This window comes from Rahnella sp. CG8, from assembly GCF_023701875.1.
In the GTDB taxonomy this organism is placed as follows: domain Bacteria; phylum Pseudomonadota; class Gammaproteobacteria; order Enterobacterales; family Enterobacteriaceae; genus Rahnella; species Rahnella aceris.
On record NZ_JABAED010000042.1, the window covers coordinates 21,992 to 28,574 of the forward strand.

Below are 6,583 nucleotides of genomic sequence, written 5' to 3' on the forward strand. Positions count from 1 at the left end.
TTCATCCACAACAAAATATGATAAGAAAGAAGCGAAACAACCATGCAACCACTCTCTACCGCCCCAGCCAATGCATTTCGATCGGTACGTTTCATCCTGACTGATATGGATGAAACGCTGACCTACCAGGGCAGGCTGGCTGCTGCGACTTACGCAGCGCTTGAGCGATTACAGGCGATAGGGATAAAAGTCATTCCAGTCACTGCGGCACCCGCGGGCTGGTGCGATCAGATGGCTAGGATGTGGCCGGTCGATGGCGTGATTGGCGAGAACGGCGGCCTGTTTTTCCAACGTGCACCGCATGGGCACGGCGTAGTGCGTAGATTCTGGCACACGCCGGAAGAACTGCCGGGCATCCGTAGCCGGCTGGACGACATCGCCAAAGAGGTGCTCAACGCAATACCGGGTGCCACTTTCGCCGACGATCAGCCATTTCGGTTGACCAGCATTGCTTTTGCGCAACCGGAAGATAACGCTATTGCCCTCGGCCTGGCTGAGCGCTTACGCGCTTCCGGTGCAAACACTACCTTCAACAATATATGGGTGTTGGGCTGGTTGGGTAACTATGACAAACTGGCCATGACGCGGCGCATACTGGCGGAGATCTACGACGTGGACATCGACTCCCGGCCGGATATTGTTCTTTACACGGGCGATTCGACTAATGATGCGCCCATGTTCAACTTCTTCCAACATACGGTGGGCGTCAGCACGGTGCGCCAATACCTGCACGAGATCCCCACGCCTCCCCGCTGGATCACGCAAGGACCGGGAGGCGCCGGTTTTATCGAAGCCGCGGAAGCCGTCATTGCTGCGTATCAGTGCTGAATAAACGAACAAGCGGGCTGGACAAGAAGCGGCATATCCCCGGCGGTGTTCATTTCCAAAGTAAATAAGGCTGTGTGCTTTTTAACGATTTAAATCCTGCGCTCCGGGACGAAGTCTTTATAGTGTATGTAGCATCAACAGATGGCAGAGATTGCAACTTTTCATTACGGGAAGGTCAGCGCTTCGTGCGTCTCGGACGCGGCACGAAGTGTACGCAGACCGATAAGCACGACCACCACCATAACGAGCCCAGCGGCAATGGGGACGCCGAAACCCGCCCGCGCACCAAAGGCGTCGATAATTCTACCCGAAAGTGCGCTGCCGAGCGCTACGCCAATGCTAATGCCGGTCGTCATCCACGCCAGTCCTTCGGTGAGCTTGGCCGGTGGAACAATGAGGGTGCCAAGATTCATGACGGCGACCATGGTCGGCGCGAAGGATAAGCTTGCCACAAAGACCATTCCCGTCATGATATAGACGTCCGGTGAGAGAATGGGCAATATCGCTGTTACTGCCGTGACCAGTATCCCAATAAGGAATTGTCTCTCAAGCGGTAAGGTAATCCTGAACGCGCCGAAAGCCAGGCCGGAGATCACCGAGCCGAGCGCGTAGGCGGCAAGGATGAAACTGGCTGCCGCTGGCCAATGCTGTGTCTTGGCGAAGGCTACGACGGCTACGTCGATTGAACCTCCGATCACGCCCATCGCCATAAGCGCCAGAAAGATGATACGAAGACCGGGGATACGCAAAGTAGAACTTCCGATCCCCCTGCCGCTGCTGACCACCTTCGGCTCCGTCTGCCGTTGCAAAAGAAAGGCGGTCATGCCAATCACCAGTAACAAAACGGCAGCAAGCGGTCCGGCTTCGGCAAAGACGCTCGTGCTCAGGCCAATGGACAGTACCGGGCCGACAATATAAGACAGTTCCGTGAGAGCGGTATCGAGGGAAAAAGCCGTGTGCAATTGTGGCTTGCCACGGAAAAGCGCTGTCCAGCGTGCCCTTATCATAGCCGGCATGTTCGGCATTGTGCCGGCCAGTGCAGCAAGAATAAAAAGGAATGGAGCAGTGACTTTCATATAGGCTGCAATCAGCAGCGCCAGCAGCATGACAATGCTGAAGGCGGTAATAACCGGAAGAACCCGGCTCTGGCCGTGCCGGTCAACGAATTTTGACACGTGCGGGCCGATAAGCGCGTTTGCTAACGTAAATGTGGCTGCGACCGAGCCCGCCAGCCAATAAAGGCCACGCTGCTCCGCCAACATGGTAATGATGCCGATGCCGATCATCGCCTGTGGCAGGCGCACAATAAAACTCGCGAACACCAATCCCATCACTCCAGGGGTTGTCAGCATTTCGCGATAGGGATTAGCCATGATATCTCCAATTTGTATTCCGGCGCCGATTCACATTCTGCTGATATGTCGATTTATGGCATCATTTTGAGCAACGCCTAAATTTTACCTATGGTCTTCTTTTGAAAAGCAATTTACCACTATAACATTATGTTATTTGAATCCATTTCTGGATATATTTCCCGCTGCTGGCAGCGGGGGGTCTATTTACGAACCATATTAAATGGGTAATAACGAATTTTGCACCGGCGCCCCTTATGAGTCAGTGAACGGCGCGCGCAATGCTCACTCTCAATCACCATTGAGTTTTGAGAGTGCGCGATTGAATGCCTCAGCCAGCTGCTTACGATGGTCGATGTCAGTCATCATCGATAGATGTCCACCGGGAATGGAAACAGAATGAATATCCAAATCAGGTAATGCATCTTTCCACCCACCGACCATATCAATCGGCGGCAGATTAACGTTCTCGCAATCGGCCGCGTAAAACTGATAGAGCGGGATCTGAATCGGCAATCGCATTGGCTTATAGCCACCCGCAAGTTGTGCGAAGTGATAAATTGATCTCCATTTAGCGGTGTCCAGCAAGAGGTCTGCATTAGAATCATAGCCCCCTAGTTGCGACGAAACCATTCGTTAAAATCGTCATTCGTACCGGGTACTGAATTCTGATGGTATCAGATGTAAATAAGATTCTTTTTTGTAGATGATGCAGGAAATTATATTCCTCGCACCTATTTAAACGACCTTCATCCTGGGACGCTCTTGTCAGAACTGGTTTTCCAAGAATCTGATAACGGCCTGCAAAAACAGTTTTCTGCCCGCACTGTCCCGGTCAAGATGCACAAAATGTGTGGCTTCAGGAATGGTCAACCCCTCGGCTATGGGGGCGTCTTTCATAATGGCATCAGCATCTTCCTGCCTGCTCCAGAAATCCCGTTCTGAGCGTATAACCAAGACCGGGACGGTTGTTAGTGCAGTGGCGGACCACTGTTTTCTGCCAGTAGCCAGTTCAAAACTATCAGCCATAGCACCTGTTGGCGCTCGGAAACTCGGTGGTGTCCTAAGTTGAGAAGTGCTGTCCGATCGCAGTGCTGCATCACCATAAGCACGTTTAACAGCTTCATCACGCCACTGTGTTTTATCCGCCACGGGAATACTGTTATCCCATGCCGGGAACAGGCTTTCCTGTGTGTTCAACCGCCAGCCGCCAAACTGCGCAGAGTTAAAATGCCCGGGATGTCTGGGATCATCCAGTGGCGAACCAAATCCCAGTGTCGGGTGATGAGGACTTCCACCATAAAGTGTGTTATATAAAACCAGTCGTTCGACGGTCTGTGGGTATTTTGCTGCATAAGCTCCAGCCCAGTGACCACCTGTTGCCCATCCCAGGATATTTATGCGTGGTGAACCACTCCACACCTGAATAGAATGCACGGCGTGAACGAGATCATCTATGGCATCCGCAGTACGTATCAACGGAGCTGACTGGTCAGCGGGCGCATTCATTGCAGCTGGCCGGCTTGATAACCCATAGCCCCGCAGGTCAAGGATATAAACCTGAAAGCCCGCCAGAGCCAGGTCTGCTGCCAGAGATCCCCCTTTCACGGGCAGATCAAAGGATGCAAGGCCGGGAACCCGAGCACCGTGAATCAGCAGAACAGGCGGTTGTGGTGTCATGGTGCCTGATTTCAGGCGAACTTCCCTGACATAAAGTTGTTCATCGCCCTCAAGCGAAATGTATCTGTCCGTACGGCTGATCGGTGTAGAAGTATCATTTTTTTCTGGCGCTGCCAGCACTGATGATACGGACATAAGCAGGACTCCCAGTATATTCATGCTGCGGTAAGTCAGTGACACCAGTCTGAGGATGCTCATCATTTATGCTCCACTGATATAGACGAAAATTATCTTCGTGTAGCCCCCGCGGTATGTCTAATACTATTATGAAGCCATCATAATACTTTTGAGGTATCGCGATATGCTAACCCTGCGTCAGCTCCGACAATTTCTCATTGTCGCGGAGACCATGAATATCAGCAAAGCGGCAGAACGCCTGCATATGGCTCAACCCCCGCTGACAGCAGCGATCCGCCATATGGAGGAGATACTGGGCACCCGCCTTTTTGAACGAACAAATCGCATAACGGCACTTACACCCGCAGGCAAAGTCTTGCAAAAGGAAGCGGTCACGACGCTCATGCAAATGGAAAGATCGATGCTACTGACCAGACGGGCTGGCCAGGGTATGACCGGAATTTTACGTATCGGTTTTGTGGCCAGCGCCGTCAGGCATTTGCTTCCCGAAATGATCGCTCGTTTTCGCTTATCCCGCCCGGATGTTGTTCTTGAGTTGAAAGAAATGACAACTGCCCGCCAGGTTTCAGGTCTTCTGGAGGATTCTCTTGACGTGGGGATTGTGGTGTTACCCGTTCCGGAATATGCGATTCAAAAACTGTCATATCACTTACTTCTTACCAGCAAGTTGATCGTTGCTTTGCCGCAAAACCACCCCCTGACTGTAAGCGATACTCTGCCGCTTGCTGCACTGGCCTCGGAACCATGGATATTATTTCCTGAAGAGGAAGGGCCCGGTCTCTATCGCTCTGTTCTTGATGCCTGTGAAAAAGAAGGATTTATTCCGGAGGTTGCCCAGCGAGCCGTGCAGATGGAAACCATTATTGGTCTTGTTGCTTCGGGGCTGGGTGTTAGTCTTGTCCCTGAATTTATGCGAAAAAGTGGATGGAAAAATGTTTCTTTTTGCACCCTTACAGGAGTGCAAGTTTTGTATCAGGTTGCCTTAGTCCACATTCCAAAAAAAACTAGCCCTGACGTTGCTGCTTTTGTAAAAAACATATCTCATCTAAAGTAAAAAAACTGTATTTTTGATTCCACATAATAATTAACCCATTCGTCAGTTTAGCCTGACGTTACAGCGTTACCGGGGTAAGAACGAAATGCAAAAACAGTGATACACTCGAAACAGCCTATAAACTATCCACCGACTAAACTTTCCCATCGGGATCGTTATTCATACGCCAGAATGCATTCTCATTTTTTTGCTGGAATACGCACACGAACAGGCAGCGCTTTTGAGGCGTTTAAACTCATGCTCTGCATGAATTTAAACGTGGCGTAAGGCGAGTAAATTCAATTTCGCAGAAATTGCTAATTTGCGTCGCCCGAACCCACCGGCGAGCGTTCACCCCCAGGTGAACCGAGCTGGCCGGGGGGAGCCGAATAAATTTCGCCGCCCCAGCGAGCGAAAAGCTATCGCCCACGATAGCGGTTTATTTGGGGGGCGTAGCCCCGCACACCGTCGCGGCTAAGTCTCCGGCCAAAAGCCGGTAGCGTGGCGCGACCACCCTCTTTGAAGGCGTTTTCCCATTTTTTCGCTTGGCCGGAACGGACAAAAGAAAAAATAGGTGAAAAACGGCGTCTCAAAGGGGGTGGTCGCGCGTAGCGGGCGACGGTGTGCCGCCGTTGACGTTGGGGGTTTTGGCGCGGCGTCCAGCCACGACATTACCCCCATGCGCAAGTTCATAAGGGCGTCCAGCCCGCTTGAACCGGCGCACGCCGTTCGGGCCGGGAAGCGTATTTTCCGGCGCATGGTCGCAGCGCGGCCACCTCTCGCGCCCCATGCTTTCGCCCCGCCTTTTCGCCCAACACCGTGGGGCGAATTGATGGGGCGATGCTGTGGGGCGAGTTACCGACGAAGGAGGCATCATGATCCAAAATAAGCTTGCCGTTTCACTATCATCGATAGTGAATGGCGTGCTGACATTGATTTATGTTATGCAACAACATCAACTGATGCCGGCCTGGAAAAACTGGGTTAATCAATTCACACGTCGATGGCGGTTCGGAGTCGCTATAGGATGGTGTGCTCCTCGCCGTACCACATCTGAGAACGTGATAGATCCACGAAACGGTACTCGTCCTCAATGAGTTCTTATCGCGCTTTCACGCCATCCCCCGTTTTTCTGGCGGCAATATGGGCGTCTAGATGCTACGCTTCAAAGAATGGACTGATTTAAATCAGGGGACCGATCCCGGACTCAAGCGGCAATGGGAAAAGCCAGACAGGAAGCATGGCAACACCTTTGAAGACGTCGCTCGCCCATGGCATGGCCGTAATCACCACTGGTCAGAAGTCCATGCGGGACGCATTCTGCGTTCGCTTGAGCTACAAGTCTTCCCGAGAATTGGCCAAATCCCCATCACCGATATCACCACCGGCGATTTGCTTGTCCCCCTGCGCATCACCGAGAAAAAAGGCAATCTTGAAGTTGCCATGTGGTTACAGCAGCGGATCACCGGCATTATGCGGTACAGGAATATTTGATCACCCATAATCCCGCCACCGATTTAGCCGGGGCGATAATGCCGCCGGAAAAAAAACA

Annotated in this window: 6 protein-coding genes; 3 read left to right on the forward strand and 3 right to left on the reverse strand. The window is 52.1% G+C overall.

Annotation, left to right across the window (positions count from 1 at the left end):
• The first annotated feature begins 42 nt into the window (after positions 1 to 42).
• Entirely contained in the window at positions 43 to 828 is a 786-nt protein-coding gene (locus HGO41_RS24175; protein WP_250981562.1) for an HAD-IIB family hydrolase, read from the forward strand.
• A gap of 164 nt (positions 829 to 992) precedes the next feature.
• On the opposite strand, the gene HGO41_RS24180 is transcribed toward HGO41_RS24175, so the two are convergent.
• From HGO41_RS24180 to HGO41_RS24190, 3 genes are all read right to left on the reverse strand, one after another.
• Positions 993 to 2,201, reverse strand: a complete 1,209-nt coding sequence (locus tag HGO41_RS24180) for an MFS transporter (RefSeq protein WP_250981563.1) — start codon at positions 2,199 to 2,201, stop codon at positions 993 to 995.
• A gap of 270 nt (positions 2,202 to 2,471) precedes the next feature.
• Entirely contained in the window at positions 2,472 to 2,813 is a 342-nt protein-coding gene (locus HGO41_RS24185) for a hypothetical protein (RefSeq protein WP_250981564.1), read from the reverse strand.
• A 135-nt stretch (positions 2,814 to 2,948) separates the two neighbouring features.
• Positions 2,949 to 4,061 (reverse strand): alpha/beta fold hydrolase, encoded by a 1,113-nt coding sequence (locus HGO41_RS24190; RefSeq protein ID WP_250981565.1) that lies wholly within the window; start codon positions 4,059 to 4,061, stop codon positions 2,949 to 2,951.
• A 100-nt stretch (positions 4,062 to 4,161) separates the two neighbouring features.
• Between HGO41_RS24190 and HGO41_RS24195 the strand changes: the two genes are divergently transcribed.
• Together HGO41_RS24195 and HGO41_RS24200 are read left to right on the forward strand one after the other, a co-directional pair.
• Positions 4,162 to 5,052 carry a LysR family transcriptional regulator gene (locus tag HGO41_RS24195; protein ID WP_285427279.1) on the forward strand — a complete coding sequence of 297 codons (891 nt, stop codon included), beginning with the start codon at positions 4,162 to 4,164 and terminating at the stop codon, positions 5,050 to 5,052.
• Between the two features lie 1,134 nt (positions 5,053 to 6,186).
• A complete protein-coding gene (locus HGO41_RS24200) occupies positions 6,187 to 6,525 on the forward strand; it encodes a phage integrase central domain-containing protein (RefSeq protein WP_250981567.1) in 339 nt (112 codons plus the stop codon).
• Positions 6,526 to 6,583 lie beyond the last annotated feature (58 nt).